Origin of the sequence: Streptosporangium jomthongense (assembly GCF_042650425.1) — a bacterium.
Classification (GTDB): Bacteria; Actinomycetota; Actinomycetes; order Streptosporangiales; family Streptosporangiaceae; genus Streptosporangium.
In genome coordinates this window covers 316341-334231 of record NZ_JBHSBC010000032.1, presented here as the reverse complement: position 1 = coordinate 334231, position 17891 = coordinate 316341, and the positions used below count along the sequence as shown (strand labels likewise).

Below are 17891 nucleotides of genomic sequence, written 5' to 3'. Positions count from 1 at the left end.
GCGCTACGCCGTACACTCTTCGGATGGGAACCGAACAGGCGCAGGGGCCGGTCTGGGCACGTGAGACGGCCGGGCGCCGTCCGAAACTGACCCGCGAGGCGATCGTGAGGACCGCGATCGAGGTCGCCGACGCCGAAGGGCTCGACGCCGTCTCCATCCGCAGGATCGCCACCGAGCTCGGGGCGCGGGCGATGAGCCTCTACACCCATATCGAGCGCAAGGAGGACCTGCTCGACCTCATGGCCGACGAGACGAACGCGGAGATCCTGGTCGAGGGGGAACTGCCCGACGACTGGCGCGAGGCGATCTCAGCCGTCGTACGGCGCACGCGGGAGACGATCCGGCGCCATCCCTGGCTGGTCGATCTTGTCGCCAGCCGTCCCCAGGTCGGCCCGAACGGCCTGCGGCACGGGGAGCAGTCACTGGCCGCGCTCTCCGGACTGCCGATCCCGCCCGAGCAGAAGTGGCGGATCATCGCCGCGGTCGACGACTACGCGCTGGGGTTCGTGATCAGGGAGACGCTGCGGGGGGAGGGGCGCAGCGGATACACCTGGACACCGCAGGAGCGCGAGGCCCTCATGCGGCCATACCTACGTGAGCTTCTCGAAAGCGGCGAGTTCCCCAATCTCGCGCCACTGGTGAACGAGATCGCCTCCGGCCCCGCCGCGGCGGACGAGGACTTCGAGCAAGGCCTGCGCTGGATGCTGGACGGCATCGCCGGGGACCTCGGCCTCTAGCGCACTCCGTCAAGGACGACGGACACCGCCTGGGTGGCGAAGTCGTCGTCGAGAGGGAGGCCACGGAAGATCGTCCGAATCCACACCGCGCCCCCGAGCAGATCCACGATCAGCAGCGGATCGGCCGTCTCCGGAAGCTCGCCGCGCCGCCGGGCACGGTCGAAGACCGCCTCCTCCCTGGCGAACCGGTCGGTGAAGAACCGCCGGACCGCCGTGGCCAGCTCGGGATGGTTCACGGCCGCGCCCAGCGTCGCCACCGCCACGTCCGAACTGGGGGAGGTGGTCAGGAGTGTGGCCATCCCTCGCACCAGCTCCTCCAGGTCTCCCCTGAGGGTGCCGGTGTCCGGAGGGTCGAACAGGAGCAGGTCGGCCTGGGTCAGCGCGGCGGCGAGCAGGGCCGCCTTGGAGGGCCACCAGCGGTAGATGGTGGTCTTGTTGACTCCGGACCGCTCGGCCACCCCCTCGATGGTCAGTCCCTCGTATCCCCTCACGGTGAGCAGTTCGAGCGTCGCCTGGAAGATCTGCTGCTCCTTGCGCGGTGCCATGCGCCAACCATAGCAACGCAACGGTGCGTTGTGTTTCAATGGGGTTGTTCGTCCGACATGTCTGGAGATCTCCCATGCGGCCAATCGTCTTCCTGCACGGCATCCGGGTCAGCGCGACCATGTGGGACCCCGTCATCGACCACCTCGACCGCCCCGCGAAGGCCGTCGACCTGCCGGGCCACGGCACCCGCGCGGGAGAGCCGTTCTCCATGGACGACGCGGTCTCCGCGGTGTCCGCCGCGATCGACGCACTCGGCGGCAGAGCCGTCGTGGCGGGCCTGTCCCTGGGCGGCTACGTCGGCATGGCGACCGCCGAGCGCTTCCCCGACAAGGTCGCGGGCCTGGTGGCCATGGGCTGCACGTCCCGCAGCCGGTCGATGCTCGGGGTCTACCGGTTCGCCGCCAGGCTCGCCGCGAGGAACCCCGCCCGGGCCAACCGGATCAGCGAGTACGGCTTCCGCCGCCTCCTGCCCGCCCCCTCAGCCGCCGCGATGATCGCCGGGGGACTGTCGTGCGAGGTGCTGCCCCAGGTGGTCGAGGCCGTCGCCGCGCACGATCAGCTCACCGCACTGGCCGCATACCCCGGTCGTGTGTGGCTGGTGAACGGCTCCCGCGATCCGTTCAGGGCCGACGAGCGCGACTTCCTGCGTGCCTGCCGGAACGGCAGGCTCATCCTGATCCCCGGGCGTGGCCACCTGGGTGTACTGGCGGCTCCAGGCTCCCTGGCCCGCCTCGTCGACGACCTGTGCTCCCAGGTCGAGCCGTGCTCCCCGGTGGGTCCGGGCGGCTGGTCCGAGCCGGGTTGTGCCTCCGGCCCGGATGGTTTCCCGGGCTGAGCCGATCCCTCAGGCCGTGCGTCCGCTTCCTGATCGGGCGTCTGGCCGTGTGTCGGGTTTCCCGGGTCGAGGGCCTGGTTTCTCTGGTCGCGTGTTCGGTTTCTCAGATGGACGTCCGGCCTCTCAGGCTGTGTGTTTGGTTTCCCGGTTGAGGGTTCGGTTTCAGATGGACGTCCGGTCTCTCAGGCAGAGCCTGATCTCTCAGACCGAGCGTCCGGCGAGCGCCGTCGCGACCCCCAGGCCCAGGTAGACCACTCCGCTGAGGCGCCCGACCGTGTTCGAACGGCCACGCAGCCTGGAGCCGAGCATTCCCGCCCCCAGCGCGTAGACCATGTCCGAGACCATGCCGAGAAGCAGGAGGGTGACACCCAGGACCACGACCTGCAACGGGACCGACCCCGCCTCGGGGTGCACGAACTGTGGAAGGAAGGCCAGGAAGAACAGGATCACCTTGGGATTGAGCAGGTTGACCACCATGCCCTCCAGGAAGATCGCGCGAAGCGGCTGGGGCCGGGCCTCGTAGGAGGCCTCCTCGTGCCTGCGGACCAACGCCCTGAGCCCGAGATAGGCCAGGTAGGCCACCCCGGCCCACTTGATCACGTTGAAGAGCGTTGCGGACCTGGCGATCACATAGGACAGTCCCGCGGCCGCGGCGGCGATGTGCACCAGCGTGCCCGTCCCGACGCCGAACACGCTCGCGATCCCGCCGGACCTGCCCTGGGCGATGCTCCGGGCGGCGATGTACAGGTGGTTCGGCCCCGGAATCAGGACGAGCGCCGAGGATGCGACCACGAAGACCAGGAACGTGGACATCGAGACCATGCCCCAACCATAAGAGCGTTTCGGTCCTATGGAACGGGCCATCAACTTTGTCGACGCACGGTGGCATACTCACCAGGTGGGACAGAGAGCTTCGAACGGTGTTCTGGGCGCCACTTCGGGCACCGCTTCGAGCGGAGTCCTGATCGGACGGTCGTCCGAGCTGGGCAGGCTCGCCGCGCTGCTCCGCGCGGCCTCCGAGGGCCTCGCGGGTGTCGCCCTGGTCGGCGGTGACGCGGGCATCGGCAAGACACGTCTCGTCACGGAGCTCGCCGAGCAGGCCAGACGGGACGGCTTCGCCGTACTGGTCGGTCAGTGCGCCGAACTGGGTGACGCGCTGCCGTACCTCCCGCTGGCCGACGCCCTGCGCGGGGCCCCAGCCGAGCTGCGTACGGAGATCGACGCCCGTCCCGTCCTGGGGAGGCTGCTGCCGGGAGGCACCGACCCGGGCACCGAGAGCGCCTCCGGCCTCACCCAGCAGCGGCTGTTCGGGTCGATGCTCGGCTTCCTGGCCGTACGGCCCATGCTGCTGGTGCTCGAAGACCTGCACTGGGCCGACCGTTCGACCCGTGACCTGCTGGTCTTCCTCAGCCGGATGCTGCAGACCGAACGTGTGCTGCTGGTCGGCACCTACCGGACCGACGACCTGCATCGACGCCACCCACTGCGCCGGGTCCTCGCCGAGCTCAGACTCCTGCCCTCGGTGACCTCCGTCGAACTGACCCCGCTCGACCAGGCCGAGATGGCCGACTATCTCGCGGCCCTCGGCGGCACCGACGCCCGGGTCATGGACGAGGTCGCCGAACGAGCCGAGGGCAACCCGTTCTACGGCGCCGAGCTGCTCGAAGCCGTGACCGAGGGCTCCTCGATGACCGACGACCTCGCGGGCCTGTTGCTGTCCAGGGCCGAAGTGCTCTCCGACGAGGCCCAGCGGGTGCTGCGCGGCGCCGCCGTCGCGGGAAGGCGGGTCGACCACGACCTCCTCCAGGAGGCCTCCGGCCTGCCTGACCTGGCCTTCGACGAGGCCATGCGGGAGATCGTCTCGCGTGGGCTGCTCCGCCCCGACGGCGAGTACGGCTACGCCTTCCGGCACGCCCTGCTCCAGGAGGCCGTCTACACCGACCTGCTGCCCGGTGAGCGGATCAGACTGCACTCCGAGTTCGCCCGCCTGCTCACGGCCCGTCAGGGAGCGGCGGCCGAACTCGCCTACCACTACCTCGCGGGCCACGACCTCGCCGAAGGCCTGTCCGCGTCGGTGGAGGCGGGACGCAGGGCCGAACGTCTGGGCGCCCCCGCGGAGGCCCACCGCCACTTCGAGCAGGCGCTCAGCCTGTGGGACCGCGTCCCGGACGCCGAACAGCGCGCCGGGACCGATCGCGTACGGCTCACACTGCGCACCGCCGCCGTCGCGGCCGACATGGGCGACAACCACCGGGCCATAGCCCAGTTGCGTTCTCTCACCCCCTCGGCGGAGATCTACGAGCGGCTCGCCTACTACCTCTACGACTCCGACGACGTCGAGGGCGCGGTCGCCGCCGCCAGGGCGGCCGTCGATGCGGCACCTCCGGACAGCCCTGACCTGGCCAGGGCACTGGCCACGCTCTCCCGCACACTCGCCTGGCCACCACGGCCGGCCGAGGTCAAGGTGCTGGCCGAACGCGCGCTCGGGGTGGCCAGGGCCACCGGGACGAGCGACGCCGAGAAGGGAGCGATCCTCGTTCTCGCCCTCTGCGCCGAATACGAGGGGGACGTCGAAGAAGCCGAGAAGCTGCTCGACTCCGTCGTCCTGCGAGACTCCGGCGACCTGGCCATGGACCTGCGCGCCCTGTTCCACCACGCCCGGACGCGATACGAGCGCGGATTCATGGCGAGTGCGGCCGAGACAGCCGAGCGTGGTGTACGGCTGGCCGAACGCACCGGACTGTCGTGGAGCACCTACGGCACCGACCTGCGGTTCCTGTGGCTGCTCGTCCACTACTCGTCAGGAGAGTGGACCCGCGCCGCGGAGATGGCCGCCGGGTTCGGCGCCAGGGTCGGCAGGGTCGCCGAAGCCGTGTTGTCCTCCTTCGCGTTGTTCGTGGAGGTCGCCTCAGGGGCGCCTCAGGTTGAGCAGCGTCTCGCCTGGCTCAGGCCGTTCTGGTCCGACCCCCTTGTCGCTTACATGTCACGCGGCCTGGCCGCCGAGCACGCCCTCTGGCAGGGCGACCCCGAACTCGCCCTGGAGCATGCCACCGCTGTACTGGACACGATCTACCCCGCTGACCTCGGGGTGATCCGTATCAGCGCCGTCGCGCTGTGGGCACTGGCCGACCTTGGCCGCACCGAAGGGGCCGACGAACTGCTCGCCCGCGCCCGTGGTGCGGTCAGGGCAGGGATGGGCACCGAGGGACACGGATGGATGGCACGCGCCGAGGCCGAGTGGCACCGCGCGAACGGCCGTTTCGACGTCCAGGCCTGGCGTCGGGTCGTCGAGATCTTCGACCCCGCCTTTGTCTACGAGACCGCACGCGCGCGGTGGCGGCTGGCCGAGGCGTTGCTTGCCTCAGGAGATCGCGCCGCCGCGCTTGAGGAGTGGCGACTCGCTGTCGAGACCGCCGACTCCCTGGGTGCCAAACCTCTGGCCAAGGCTCTGGCCGAACTGGGACAACGCGCCAGGTTCGTCACCGCCCAGCAGAGCCTGCTCACCAGCCGCGAACAGGAGGTGCTGGCCCTGGTCGCCGAGGGCCTGCCCAACCGCGAGATCGGCGAACGGCTGTTCATCGCCCAGAAGACCGTGAGTGTGCACGTCTCCAACATTCTTGGCAAACTCGGTGTCTCCTCTCGAACGCATGCCGCCGCTCTCGCGCGTAAGCGGGGCCTTCTCTGAGATCTGTCCTTGGTTTTCCTTTAGTGATATCACCCGGCGGGAACAGGGATTCGAGGGTTTTGATGGGCTTCGATAGGTGGGCCCGCCTTTGTTGTGAACCTGTCTTGTTGTAGACACGGCGCAGGACTCAGTGGCGACTCGCACTCAGCAGGGTAGGCGGGCCGTTTCACCACGTGGCGGGATTAGGTCCCGGCGTAGGGGCCGGAGGTGATCGTGACCTGGGCTGATCCGCCGTCTCCCTGGCCTGTGCGGTCGCCGGCCAGGATGCTCCAGCCCAGCGCCGGGGAGATCTCGTGTCGGGTCCCGTCGGAGCCGGTGTGGCCGCCGTCCGCGTGTGCGGCGGGAATCGTCGTCAGCGGTCCTGTGGGAACGGCGATCGCGGTGACAAGAAGAGCACGCCAGAACCGGATATCGCGGTGATTCCCGGAGCTCATGTGCGACTTCTTCATTTCATTGAAAGGGAACGTTCTCATCCGGGAGGCGTTCCGCCCGGAGAATACGCCATGGATGGAGTGGGTCAAGAGAGCCCGTGGCGTCTTCGAGTCTTTTCCTGAGGTGTTCGCTTACTTGGATTCGGCGCCGAGGTTCCGGAACGCGGAGGTTTCAAAGGAGCGGCATCGAGGTTTTCGAGTTCGACGCCGAAGATGATCTTCGTTCGGGAGGCCGAGGCTTCTGAGTGAACGGCGGGTTCTTGGGGCGTTCCCGGGCGGGCGTCTGTCCGGAGTCCGGAGGTATGTGATCTTGCTCGGCGTGCTGGGCGGCCGTTATCGGTCGTGCCGCCCGGCTGGGACGGCCACGACAGGCAGGCTTGTGCCGTTCGGGGAGCGGGTTCAGCCGTTGTGGGCGGCCAGGGCCAGGTCGCGGACGACCTGAATGAGCTCGGACGGGTCGAACGGCTTGGTGAGATAGGCGTCGACACCGATCCCCAGCCCACGCCGCTTGTCGTCCTCCTGTGCCCGTGCGGTGATCAGCACCACCTTGATGTGGCTCGTCTCCTCGTCGCCGCGCAGCCTTGTCGCCGTCATCCAGCCGTCGAGCCTGGGCATCATGACGTCGAGCGTGATGACATCGGGCCGCACGTCCAGCACCCGATCGAGGCAGTCCTGCCCATCGGAGGCCGTCTCGACCTGGAACCCCTCCAAGGTGAGATTGACCGCGATGAGCTGTCGGATGACCTCGTCGTCATCCACCACCAACACTTTTCCCAGAGGCTCGCCCACGGCCGTGAGGCTAACTCCTCGAAGAGGTGTCCCGCGCGGTTTTCGATGGATGTGTACACAGAGCTGTTCATGGGCGACAGGTTCCCGCAGGCGGAGACCGGCCAGGAAGACGTTTTTCGTCAGGTTTCCCACCTCCAGGATGGCTGTCACCGTCGTGCGTTCCACGGATGGCGTCGATCATCGGGGTTCTCCCTCAGGTGGTCGTTCGGGGCGTCGGAGAACATCTTCAGCCCGGAGGCGCGCGGAAGCGGTTACCGAACGCGGTTCTGTGGATAACTTGAGTTATCCACAGAACCGCGTTCGGTCGCTTGGCGACCCCGCCGTTCCTTCGATCCTGGGCCTCGACCGTTCACCGACCCCAGGAGGCCACACATGATCACGACCCTTGTCACCGTCACCGTTCTTGTGGCGGCACTCGTGGTCACCCCCCGGATATCCGTGACCCGACCCTGTCGTGAGGCCGCCGACAGCTGGACGAGGTGGCTCATCATGGGCGGTCCGCCAGGCCTCCTTGAGGGCCTGTCCGGGGGCGAACAGGACGCCTGCCATGCGGAGACGGCCGGAGCCGTGCCTTCACCAGGGGCGGCCGCCTTGACACCGGAGCCCGCTACGAGCCGCGACACCCCGCAGGAGGCTTCCGCAGGGCCGGCCGGGTCCGATACGTCCATCCGCGGGCAGGCCGCTCACCCCATGACCCCCGTGAAAGCGAATCCTCCGTCCACGGATCCCGGACCTCACGCCTGGAGTCCGGTCGGCTCCCCGCCTGCTCCACCTTCCCTGAGGGCTTCGGACGGGCTCGCTGGCGTCGACGAGACGAGCGACGCCGCAGTAAAGGGCGGTCAGGTCGGCGACAGGACAGGTCACCATGCCGACGAGAACGACATGGCCAGGGGAGACGGTGAGATCGTCGAGATGGCGAGCCCGGAGCCAAGCGGTCCTGAACCGCGCGGATCCGGGACGACCACAGGTCGTAGCGAGGCGGCCGGCAGGATCGCCTTGCGATGGTCGAGCCGTTTATCCCCGGCGAGGACGGCTGTCGCGTTGTCCCCTGGCCGGATGGCCGTGACCGCGGCCTTACGCCAGATCGGCAGGCCCTATGTCTGGGGAGGTGGTTCGAGCACAGGGCCGACCCGCGGCGGCTTCGACTGCTCGGGGCTCACCTTGCACGCCTGGGCGAGGGCGGGGGTCCGGCTCACCCACTACACCGGCAGTCAGTTCAGGCAGGGCAGGAGGGTGCCGTTCTCCCGCCTTCGCCCCGGAGACCTGGTCTTCTTCGGGGGAGGCAGCGGAGATCCCGCCCATGTGGGGCTCTATGTCGGTGGTGGCCGCATGATTCACGCCCCACGACGTGGTGACGTCGTCAAGACAACGAGCTTCGCCACCTCGCCCTACTACCGTGCCCGTTACCGGGGCGCCGTTCGCCCCGCAGGCTGACCTCACCCCAGAGCGATCTTCTCCCCGGCCTGTCCGATCTCCACCCCGGTCCCAAGCCGCCCACCCAGGGCTTCCCGCCTGTCTGCCCTCTAGATCACCCGCTTCGGGTTTCGAGTGTCGGTTCCCTCCAGGATGCTGGTAGCCTATTCACTCGTTGGCCCCCTTAGCTCAGGGGATAGAGCACCGGCCTCCGGAGCCGGGAGCGCAAGTTCGAATCTTGCAGGGGGCACCAACTCCTCATCGGCGATCTGTTCGCTGAAAAGGGGAAACAGCACAGGAACGGGCGGGTCTCCAGTCTTACGGAGCCTCGCCCGTTCTCATTGACGCCCACCAGTTGTGGACCCAGACCTCACGAGGTGAGTACGGGGTCACCCCTCCCGGAGGGCCTTCCTCAAGGACGCGGTGGCCGCGCGACCCGAACTCCCCATGGAGATGAGATGAGATCGCAGTATCCGGTGCGCGCCGTCCTGTTCGACCTGGAAGGGACGCTTTACGCCAACGGGGAGATGATTCCCGGTGCCGTCGCCGCCCTGACCGAGCTACGGGAACAGGGGCTCGCGCTCCGGTTCCTGACCAACACCGACTCCGAGCCCGCTGGGCGGACTCTCGCCCGGCTGGCCGGTTACGGTCTCCCGATCGGCCAGGAGGAGTTGTTCACCCCGGTGGTGGCCGCCGAGTCCCTGGTGGCGGCCACTCCAAACGCCCGGGTGTACGCGGTGGTCTCGCAGGCCCTGCGGGAGTCCTTCCCCTGCCTCGTCGACGAGCCCCCCTTCACCCACGTACTGGTGGGCGACTGCCGGGACACGTTGAGCTACCCCCTGCTGGACGGGGCCTTCCGTGCTCTGCGCTCCGGCGCGGCGCTACTGGCGCTGCAACGCGGACGCTATTTCAAGCGGGCGGACGGCGACCATCTGGACACCGGGGCGGTCGTGGCGGGGCTGGAGTACGCGGCGGGTGTCCAGGCCCGTGTGCTCGGTAAGCCGTCCACCGACTTCTTCGCCCTCGCCGCCGCGACGCTCGGCGTCGAGGTCACCGAGTGTCTGGTCGTCGGAGACGACGCGACCACCGACGTCGCCGGAGGGAACGCCGCAGGTGCGAGGACCGTCCAGGTGCGCACGGGCAAGTACGCCGACCAGCGGGCGGACGGCCTTGCCGGGGGAGCCGACCACACGATCGATTCGGTCACCGGGCTTCCCGGACTCCTCAGGGAGTTCCGCGAGGGATGACCATGACCGTCTACCGGATGGCCTGGGACGCCACGGCCCAGTGACTCATGGACCGGGAGGGCACACGGCGGTTGTGTTCCCGCCGCCAGGCCGCTGACCGGAGACCTTGGGTGCGAGGAATGCGCAGCGCGCTCGTATACGACGGGTGTGGGGGCCCTGAGGTGGAGGAGGACGGTACATGACCAGCGTGGGAGCCCCTGGACAGGCGGAGACGCGTAGCGCGCTGGACGCCCAGCGCTTTCGTCGGTCCGACGAGGAGACCGCCGTGGGGAGAGCCGTCCCGGACCCGAGGTTCGAGACGGCCCACATGGTCGGCGAGATCGGCGGCGCGTCGAACGCGTGATCCGTACGCCTGGACCGTCCGCTCCGGCCGGAGTGGTCACGAGCACGTTCGACGAGCGGGGCGCGACGGGCTCTCACCCGGAGGCGAGCAGGTGTTTCGCCAGGATGGGGGAGATCTCGGACAGGGCTTCGGGCTTGACGATGGAGGTGTGGTCGCAGGTCACGGTGTGGACGGTCAGGGCGGGCAGGAAGGGGCGCCAGGTGTCCGAGGCGTGGATGTCCTGGAGGGAGGCGTCGAAGCAGAGGGTGGGGCCGGTGAAGGGCACGGGGGAGTGTGCGGCCATCGCGTGGGTGTTCTCCCCGGTGATCGACACCAGGTCGTCGACTGTGGCCTCGTCCAGGGCGGCGAGTGGGCTTCCCGCCTGTCGCAGTGCCTCCCGTCGCGAGCCCCTGGGTGCGGCGACACCGTCCAGGGCGGTACGGACGACCTCCTCCTCAAGGGTCTCTTCAACGACCTCGGCAGGGGCCTCATCAGAGGCCTCCGCGGGGGACTCCTTGTGAGAACCCTCAAAGGCCTGGTCCGGGGTTCTCGCCCCGAATCCGCGGCGGGACGCGCGTCCTCTGACGTCACCGGGATAGGCGTCCAGCAGGACGAGCAGCGCGACCTGCTCACCCGTGGCGGTCAGGTCGACGGCGATCTGCTGGGCGACCGTACCCCCGAAGGACCAGCCCGCCAGGACGTACGGCCCGGCAGGCCGGATCTCGCGCATCCGCTCGGCGTAGACGGCCGCCAGCTCGGGCACCGACATCGGGCGCACCGGTCCGACGGCGAGGCGGGGGTCCTGAAGGGCGTGCACCGGATGCCCCCGGGGGATGTGCCTGGGCAGCGCCGAATAGCACCACCCGAGTCCGTTCGCCGCGGGGATCAGGAAGATCGGGCACAGCTCACCACGGGGGCGGTAGGACAGGACGGCGGGTACGGCACCGCTCTCCTCGCCGAGGCGTTCCGCGAGTCCCGTGACGGTCGGGTCGGCGAACAGCGCGGAGACGCCGACCTCGGCGCCGAGTACGGAACGGACGCGGCTGACGAGGCGGACGGCGAGCAGGGAGTGTCCGCCCAGGTCGAAGAAGTTGTCGCGCACGCCGACCTCGGGCACCCCGAGCACCTCGGCGAACAGCTCACGCAGGGCCGCCTCACGAGGGTTGCCCGCGGAACCGCCCGACGACGCCCGCCGTACGGGAGCCGGGAGGGCGTGCCGGTCCAGCTTCCCGTTCGCGGTCACCGGGAACGCCTCAAGCGCGACCACCGCGGACGGCACCATGTATTCCGGCAGCAACCCGGCCACGTGCTCACGACACCACTCGGCGTCCGCCACGCCCAGGCCTCCGGTGCCGGTCGTGGCCGCGTTCGGCCGGGGCGGTTGGCCTTCGGGTGCGGTGCCCGGTTGTTCCGGGGCCAGGCCGGCGTCGATCAGGGTGGTGTCCGTCGGGCTGCGTTGCCCGGACAGGGGCCCGGCCGGCACGCCGTCCGGTGCGGTCTCCTGCGGTTCGTGGCCCGGGGGCGTGCCGGAGGGGGAGGTCACGACGTAGCCGACCAGGTGTTTCTCGCCGGGGGCGTCCTCCCTGACGACCACCACGGCCTGTCTGACGCCGGGGACGCTCGCCAGCGCGGCCTCGACCTCGCCGGGTTCGACGCGGAAGCCACGGATCTTCACCTGGTCGTCGGCACGTCCGAGGAAGAACAGACGCCCCTGCTCGTCCCAGCGGACGACGTCGCCGGTGCGGTACATCCGTTCTCCGGCCGCGCCGAACGGGCAGGCGACGAACCGCGCCGAGGTCAGGCCGGGACGCCCGACGTATCCGCGGGCCAGCCCGGCCCCGGCGAGGTACAGCTCACCCGGCACGTGGGGCGGCACCGGGCGCAGGGCGTCGTCCAGCACGTAGGCGCGGGTGTTGGCCATCGGACGTCCGATGGGGACGGTCGTCCCCGGCCCGTCCCCGGCCCGCCAGCGCGACCAGGTGGCGCACAGGGTGATCTCGGTGGGGCCGTACAGCGTCCGCACGGTCGTCTCGGGGCAGGCGTCGAGCACCGAGGCCACGGCCTGTGGAGAGACGACGTCTCCGCCGGTGAGAACCTCGCGGACACCGGTGAGACAGTCGGCGAGATCCTCGGCGACGACCCGGAACAGTCCTGCGGTGAGGTGCACGTGGGACACACCGTGCTCACGGATCAGCCGTTCGAGCACCGGGGCGTCGAGGTCGCCGGGCGGCGCGACGACCACGGTGCCCCCGGTGAGCAGCGGCACCCAGATCTCGTAGGTGGAGGCGTCGAAGGCGTGCGGGGCGTGGAACAGCACCCGGTCCTGCGGGCCGACCTCCCACATCGGGTCGAGGGCGAGGTCCACGACGCCCTGATGGGTCACGCCGATGCCCTTCGGTTCACCGGTCGAGCCGGAGGTGTACATGACGTAGGCGAGGTCCTCAGGCCGTGCCTCGTCAAGGCCGCTCTCCGAGAGGCTCGCGGGGAAAGGAGAGAGGCCGCCGTCCGGGTGCACCGTCAGTGTCCGCAAGCCCGTGGTGAGTTCGTGCGCGCCGTACACCTGGTCGGTCAGCAGCACCGGGCTGCCGCTCTCCTCGACGACGGCCCGCATCCTGGCCACCGGATAGGCGGTGTGGACCGGCAGGTAGGCCGCCCCGGTCCGCAGTACGGCCAGTAGTGCGACGACCAGTCCTGCGGAACGCTCCATCAGCACCGGCACCGTCGTGCCGGTGCCGACCCCGGCCGTGACCAGCGCCGCGGCCAGGCGTCCCGCGCGTTCGTCCAGTTCGTCATAGGTGAGCTGGGTACGGCCGGCGACGACGGCTGGCGCGTCGGGGGTCGCGGTGGCGCGTTCGCCGAACACCTCGACGACCGAGGCGGTGCGGCGGGGCGCGGCGGTGTCGTTCCAGCCGGTCAGGATCAGTTCGCGTTCCCGGGAGGACAGCACCTCCAGGGCGCTCAGCCGGGTCTCGGGCTCCGCGACGATCTGACGCAGGACACGGACGAACCGTTCGGCCATCGTGGCGACCGTCGGCTCGTCGAACAGGGCACTCGCGTAGGTGGTCGTGAGCTCGACGTCCCGGCCCCGCCGTTCGAAGGCGAAGTCCAGGTCGAACTTGGCCCCCTGGGCGACCGCGGTGCCCGGCAGGCAGCGCGCTCCCGGCAGGTCGAGGGTGAGGACGCCGCTGTCGGCCCAGGACAGCGCCACCTGGAACAGCGGGTGACGGGCGGGGGAGCGGTTCGGGTTGAGGGCCTCGACGACGTGGTCGAACGGGACGTCCTGGTCGGCGTAGGCGGCCAGGTCCGCCTCCCTGACCCGGTCGAGCAGTTCGGTGAACGCCGGGTCGCCCGAGGTGCCGACGCGGAGCACCAGGGTGTTGACGAAGAATCCGATCAGGTCGTCGAGCGCCTCGTCGCCGCGTCCGGCGACGACCGTGCCCAGCGGGATGTCGGTGCCCGCGCCGAGACGGGTCAGCAGACCCGCCAGCGCGGCGTGAACCACCATGAAGACCGTGGCGTGACGACGCCGGGCGAGTTCGTGCAGTCCTCGGACGAGTTCGGCGTCGATCGGGACGAGCACGCGTCCGCACCGGTGGTCGGCCCGGGGAGGGCGGGGCCGGTCGGTGGGCAGCGTCAGCTCCTCCGGCAGGCCGTGCAGCCTCTCCACCCAGTGGTGCGAGCCGCCTTCCGTCCGGTGGGAGACGGCTCGGTCATGCACTCCGCCCTCCGCCAGGTGCCGTGGGGCCTGCTCCACGAGGGAGGCGGCCTCGCCCTCCACCCTGCGACTCGGGCCTTGCCTGGCGAGCGCTTCGTGCTGCCAGAGGGCGTAGTCGGCGTACTGCACCGGTAGCGGTTCCCAGCCGGGTGCCTGCCCGGTCAGCCGCGCCGCGTACGCGTGTGACAGGTCGGCCCCCAGCCGGTCGATCGACCAGCCGTCGCCCGCGATGTGGTGCAGCACCAGCACGAGCACGCACTCGCCGGGCTTCGACCTGATCACCTCGGCGTACAACGGCGAGTCCGTCGTGAGGTCGAACACGTGGGCACACGCCCTGGCCACCGCCGCCGCGCGTTCGGCGGGCGGGCACTCGGTGAGCACCACCTCGGTCCTGGGCTCGGGCAGGATCCGCTGGACGGGCTCGCCCCCCTCCTCGGCGAAGACCGTCCGCAGGCTCTCGTGCCTGAGCGCGACGTCCCGCAGCGCGGCGGCCAGCGTCGCCGGGTCGAGCGTGCCGTGGACCACGGTGGCGACCGGCATGTTGTAGGTGGGGCTCGGTCCCGCGAGCCGGTCGAGGAACCACAGACGCCGCTGCCCCGGTGAGGCGGGCACCGTCATGGGACGGGGGGAGACCGCCGTGACGGCGGGCCGTTCCCGTCCGCCGAGACGGCCGAGCAGCCCTCTCGGTGTCGGTGCCTGGAAGAGGGCGCGCACACCGACCGAGGCGCCGAGCGCCGTACGGACCCGTTTGACCAGCCGGGTGGCCAGCAGCGACTGCCCGCCCAGGCTGAAGAAGTTGTCCTCGGGACCGACGTCCGTCACCCCCAGCACCTCGGCGAACAGCCCGCACATGATCTCCTCCCGGGGACCACGGGGACCACGGGGACCACAAGGACCGCGCGAGCCACGCGGGCCGTGGAGAACATGCGAATCATGGAAGCCATGGGCGTCACGAGGCTCGTCGAGTTCGTGAGAGCCGTGAGAGTCCTGTGGGCCACGGGAGTCACGCGGAGCGCCGAGGTCGTGGGGCCGCGCCGTACCGGGGGTGTCGTGCATCGGTGCCCTTCTCGTCTCAGGTCGGTCAGCCGGGTACGGCGGCGCGCATCCGGTCGAGCATCTCGTCGAGTACCGCGGGTGAGGTGGCGAAGTTCAGCCGGGCGAACCCCCTGCCCTCCGGGCCGAAGTCCGGACCCCTGAAGAGCATGACCCTGGCCCGTTCGAGAAAGAACGCCGACGGGTCGTCACCGAGGCCCAGGGCGCGGCAGTCGAGCCAGGCGAGGTAGGTGGCCTCGGGAAGCCGGTAGACCACTCCCTCGGGCAGCCGTTCCGCGACCCGCAGCCGGTTGCGCGCCAGCAGGTCCCGCACGGTCTTCAGCCAGGGGTCCCCTTCGGTCCACGCGGCCCTGAGCGCGTCCACCCCGAGGGCGCTCACCTGGCCGAACAGGATGCCGCGGTGCGCGTCCACGGCGTCGCGGACCTCCTTGGCGCCGATGTGCGCGACGGCGCAGCGGACCCCGGCCAGGTTGAAGGCCTTGCTGCCCGAGGTGATCGTCACCGTGCGCGCCGCGGCCTCCTCGGAGACCGCGGCGAACGGGATGTGCCGGTATCCGTCGTAGGCCAGCTCGGCGTGGGCCTCGTCGGAGATCACCAGCAGGTCGTGTTCGGCGGCGAGCGCGGCCAGGGCCTCAAGCTCGTCGCGCCGGAAGACACGTCCGGTCGGGTTGTGCGGGTTCACCAGGAACAGCGCGCGGCACGGGGTCCCGTGACGGCCGCCGACCTCCTCGGAGACCCGGTCGAGGTCGAGGTCCCAGTCACCGGCGCGCCAGCGGATCGGCACGGGCCTCGGCGGGCGGCCCAGCTTGGTCAGCATCTCGGTGAACGGGGGACAGACCGGGGAGTGCAGCGCGACCGGGTCACCGGGTGAGGTGCCGAAGTGCAGCGCGACCTGCATCGCCTGGTTGATGTCGGTGAACAGTCTGACGTGCGCGGGGTCGGCGGCGAAACCGAACCGGCCGAGCATGCGCCCGGCGAACGCCTCTCCCAGCGGCCCGCCGCGCGACTCGTCGTACCACGCGGGGTAGCCGAGGTCGGTGTCGATCCGCTCGACCAGGGCGCGCCGTACGGCGGGCGAGATGGGGAAGTCCATGTCCGCGACCCACGCGGGCAGCACCCCGGCCGGGGCGGACGCCCATTTCTCCCCGTCACGCAGGGAGAGAGTGGCGAGGTCGAGGGCGTCCAGGGTCATCGATGTGTCACCTAGCCTGTCGGGGGTCCTGTTCGAGCGGCACCGGCGCGCTGTCGTTACGGATGGCGCCCCAGCGTCTTTCCGTCTCGTTGTGGATGTACCAGAGGTCGTCCTCCGTCAGTGTGACGGACACGACGCCGGGAAAGGCCTCCTCGAAGTAGATGTACGGCTTGCGGTTGTCGACCCACGGGGAGTGGTAGTCGAGCTTGTCGGTCATGCCGTGGATGCGGGTGATCGGGGTGGCCGGGTGGTAGGTCAGGATGTTCGGGCTGGCGAGGTCGATGATCCTTTCGTCGATCAGCTCGCTCACCCCCGTGATCGTCTCGTCGATGCTGGCGCGGGTCTCCCCGTCGAGGCCGAACAGGACGGACGTGCCGACCCGCAGGCCGTGTGACTTCACCAGTGACGTCGCCTCGCGCACCTTCTGCGCCCAGTCGCGTCCCTCGACGCGGCGGAGGTTCTTGTGGATGCGGTCCATCACCTGCGTGGACATGCTCTCGATGCCGATGTAGACGTAGGTGCATCCCGCCTCGCGCATCAGGTCGAGGATCGTCGCGCTCTCCTCGGGCCTGTGCAGGCCGACCAGCACGTCCACGGTCAGCTGCGCGCCCCACTGCAGGCGGCGCAGGCGGGCCAGGCCGTCCTCGCCGCCGAGCGAGCGCAGCAGGCCCTCGTCCAGCTCCCCGGCGGCGGCGCGGCGGACGCCGCCGAGCTCGGCGCAGAACTCGGCGATGTCCCGGAAGGTGCCGCTCCAGAAGACCGAGTCGTCGAAGAACAGGGCCTCGGCGCCGTAGCCCACATATTCGCACACGCGTTCGACTCCGGCGTGTGTCTGGCTGAACTTCTTCAGGCCGCCCGCGAGTTTGGCCGTCTCCGAGCAGAAGTTGCACTGGTAGGGGCAGGCGTTGGACACCATCACGTGCGCGGTCCGCTGGATCTCGCCGGTCGCGCCGTCGGTGAAGATCGGGAACCGGGACCGGATCGCGAACGCCTCGTACGGCGAGGGCAGTGTGGTCAGGTCGAGCCTGGGCCCTTCCTGGGGGTAGGCGTGCACGGCGTCCTGGCCGGTCAGCGTGATCAGGGAGCGCCCCGGGGCAGGGCCGTCCCGTCGCAGCAGGTCCTCAAGGCGGGGGCGGACGGCCGAAGGGGCGACCCACCCGGTGTCCAGGTCGACGGAGAGCGCGACGGCGCGCATCAGCAGGTCGAGTGAGTGGTAGGCCTCGCCGGAGACGGTCGCGTCGACCACGTGCGGCACCCTGCCGTCGTCCATGACCGCGAGCGTGCTGCTCGGCGCGATCATGAGCGTGTCGGCGCCGGGGACGCAGGTGGTCGTCTCGTCGACGTGCCGCCCGCCCAGGATCACATAGACACCGGGTATCTCGGCCTTGGCCAGCCCCGCGATGTCCAGGGCGTAGCGGTGGGCCGGTGAGACGCTGCTGATCAGCACGATCCTCGGCCGGGTCTCGCGCAGCAGGCCGATCCAGCGTTCCCGTGCCGCCCGGTCCCAGACGCGCGGGTCGAAGACGGTCTCGTCGGTGTTCGGCGAGTCGGTGTACGGCCGGTAGCCGTCCTCGCCGACCGACATGCGGTAGGAGAGGTCGGGAAACCGGGTCCACCCCGGAGCCAGGTCGTTGTAGTGCCCGGCGTCCCGTACGGCGTTGCGCACCGCGACCGAGAGGGCCGCGTACAGGCACATCGGGTCGCCGGGGTAGGTGATCTCGCCCTCCGCCTGCGTCATGACGGGCGCGAGCACGGCCAGCACCGGGAAGTTCCGGTGCGGAAGACGCCCGAGCGCGAGGTCCTCGGAGAGGCGCTTTCTGCGCGCGGAAAGAAGTTCCTCGAACCCGGAGGAAACGGTTCCCCCGGGGAATCGGTGAACGTGAATGTCATTCAGCAATGCAGTTCCTTTTCCCTTTGTGTTCGCGG

The 17891-nt window shown here is 69.9% G+C and carries 13 protein-coding genes and 1 tRNA gene; 7 read left to right on the top strand and 7 right to left on the bottom strand.

The window, feature by feature from the left end; genetic code table 11:
* Positions 1-23: 23 nt before the first annotated feature.
* Positions 24-737 (top strand): TetR/AcrR family transcriptional regulator C-terminal domain-containing protein, encoded by a 714-nt coding sequence (locus ACFOYY_RS27090; protein ID WP_386193200.1) that lies wholly within the window; start codon positions 24-26, stop codon positions 735-737.
* Here ACFOYY_RS27090 and ACFOYY_RS27085 read toward each other — a convergent pair.
* Positions 734-1282, bottom strand: coding sequence for a TetR/AcrR family transcriptional regulator (locus tag ACFOYY_RS27085; RefSeq protein ID WP_352009766.1), 549 nt, complete (start codon positions 1280-1282; stop codon positions 734-736). The genes ACFOYY_RS27090 and ACFOYY_RS27085 overlap by 4 nt on opposite strands.
* Before the next feature lie 74 nt (positions 1283-1356).
* Here ACFOYY_RS27085 and ACFOYY_RS27080 point away from each other — a divergent pair, with 74 nt between their 5' ends.
* Complete coding sequence (locus ACFOYY_RS27080) at positions 1357-2118, top strand: alpha/beta fold hydrolase (protein WP_386193196.1); 762 nt, start codon at positions 1357-1359, stop codon at positions 2116-2118.
* Positions 2119-2319: 201 nt separating this feature from the next.
* Here ACFOYY_RS27080 and ACFOYY_RS27075 read toward each other — a convergent pair whose 3' ends face one another.
* Entirely contained in the window at positions 2320-2940 is a 621-nt protein-coding gene (locus tag ACFOYY_RS27075) for a LysE family translocator (protein WP_362909983.1), read from the bottom strand.
* A gap of 76 nt (positions 2941-3016) precedes the next feature.
* On the opposite strand from ACFOYY_RS27075, the gene ACFOYY_RS27070 reads away from it, so the two are divergent.
* Entirely contained in the window at positions 3017-5803 is a 2787-nt protein-coding gene (locus ACFOYY_RS27070; RefSeq protein WP_386193193.1) for a helix-turn-helix transcriptional regulator, read from the top strand.
* 182 nt (positions 5804-5985) lie between these two features.
* Here the strand turns inward: ACFOYY_RS27070 and ACFOYY_RS27065 are convergent, their stop codons facing one another.
* Both ACFOYY_RS27065 and ACFOYY_RS27060 read right to left on the bottom strand, forming a co-directional pair.
* A complete protein-coding gene (locus ACFOYY_RS27065; protein WP_386193190.1) occupies positions 5986-6237 on the bottom strand; it encodes a hypothetical protein in 252 nt (83 codons plus the stop codon).
* Between the two features lie 396 nt (positions 6238-6633).
* Positions 6634-7002, bottom strand: a complete 369-nt coding sequence (locus ACFOYY_RS27060) for a response regulator transcription factor (protein ID WP_184713476.1) — start codon at positions 7000-7002, stop codon at positions 6634-6636.
* 1077 nt (positions 7003-8079) lie between these two features.
* On the opposite strand from ACFOYY_RS27060, the gene ACFOYY_RS27055 reads away from it, so the two are divergent.
* The 4 genes from ACFOYY_RS27055 to ACFOYY_RS27040 all read left to right on the top strand — a co-directional run bounded on the left by ACFOYY_RS27055 (position 8080) and on the right by ACFOYY_RS27040 (position 10026).
* Entirely contained in the window at positions 8080-8457 is a 378-nt protein-coding gene (locus ACFOYY_RS27055) for a C40 family peptidase (protein ID WP_352009761.1), read from the top strand.
* Positions 8458-8614: 157 nt separating this feature from the next.
* Positions 8615-8689: transfer RNA gene (locus ACFOYY_RS27050), tRNA-Arg, on the top strand.
* Between the two features lie 205 nt (positions 8690-8894).
* Positions 8895-9683 carry an HAD-IIA family hydrolase gene (locus ACFOYY_RS27045; protein ID WP_362777240.1) on the top strand — a complete coding sequence of 263 codons (789 nt, stop codon included), beginning with the start codon at positions 8895-8897 and terminating at the stop codon, positions 9681-9683.
* A 178-nt stretch (positions 9684-9861) separates the two neighbouring features.
* Positions 9862-10026 carry a hypothetical protein gene (locus ACFOYY_RS27040; RefSeq protein WP_362777238.1) on the top strand — a complete coding sequence of 55 codons (165 nt, stop codon included), beginning with the start codon at positions 9862-9864 and terminating at the stop codon, positions 10024-10026.
* A gap of 73 nt (positions 10027-10099) precedes the next feature.
* Here ACFOYY_RS27040 and ACFOYY_RS27035 read toward each other — a convergent pair whose 3' ends face one another.
* The 3 genes from ACFOYY_RS27035 to ACFOYY_RS27025 all read right to left on the bottom strand — a co-directional run bounded on the left by ACFOYY_RS27035 (position 10100) and on the right by ACFOYY_RS27025 (position 17862).
* Positions 10100-14572, bottom strand: a complete 4473-nt coding sequence (locus ACFOYY_RS27035; protein ID WP_386193186.1) for a non-ribosomal peptide synthetase — start codon at positions 14570-14572, stop codon at positions 10100-10102.
* A gap of 229 nt (positions 14573-14801) precedes the next feature.
* Positions 14802-15965 carry a MalY/PatB family protein gene (locus ACFOYY_RS27030; protein ID WP_386193183.1) on the bottom strand — a complete coding sequence of 388 codons (1164 nt, stop codon included), beginning with the start codon at positions 15963-15965 and terminating at the stop codon, positions 14802-14804.
* A gap of 7 nt (positions 15966-15972) precedes the next feature.
* Entirely contained in the window at positions 15973-17862 is a 1890-nt protein-coding gene (locus ACFOYY_RS27025) for a B12-binding domain-containing radical SAM protein (protein WP_386193180.1), read from the bottom strand.
* Between the last annotated feature and the right edge of the window lie 29 nt (positions 17863-17891).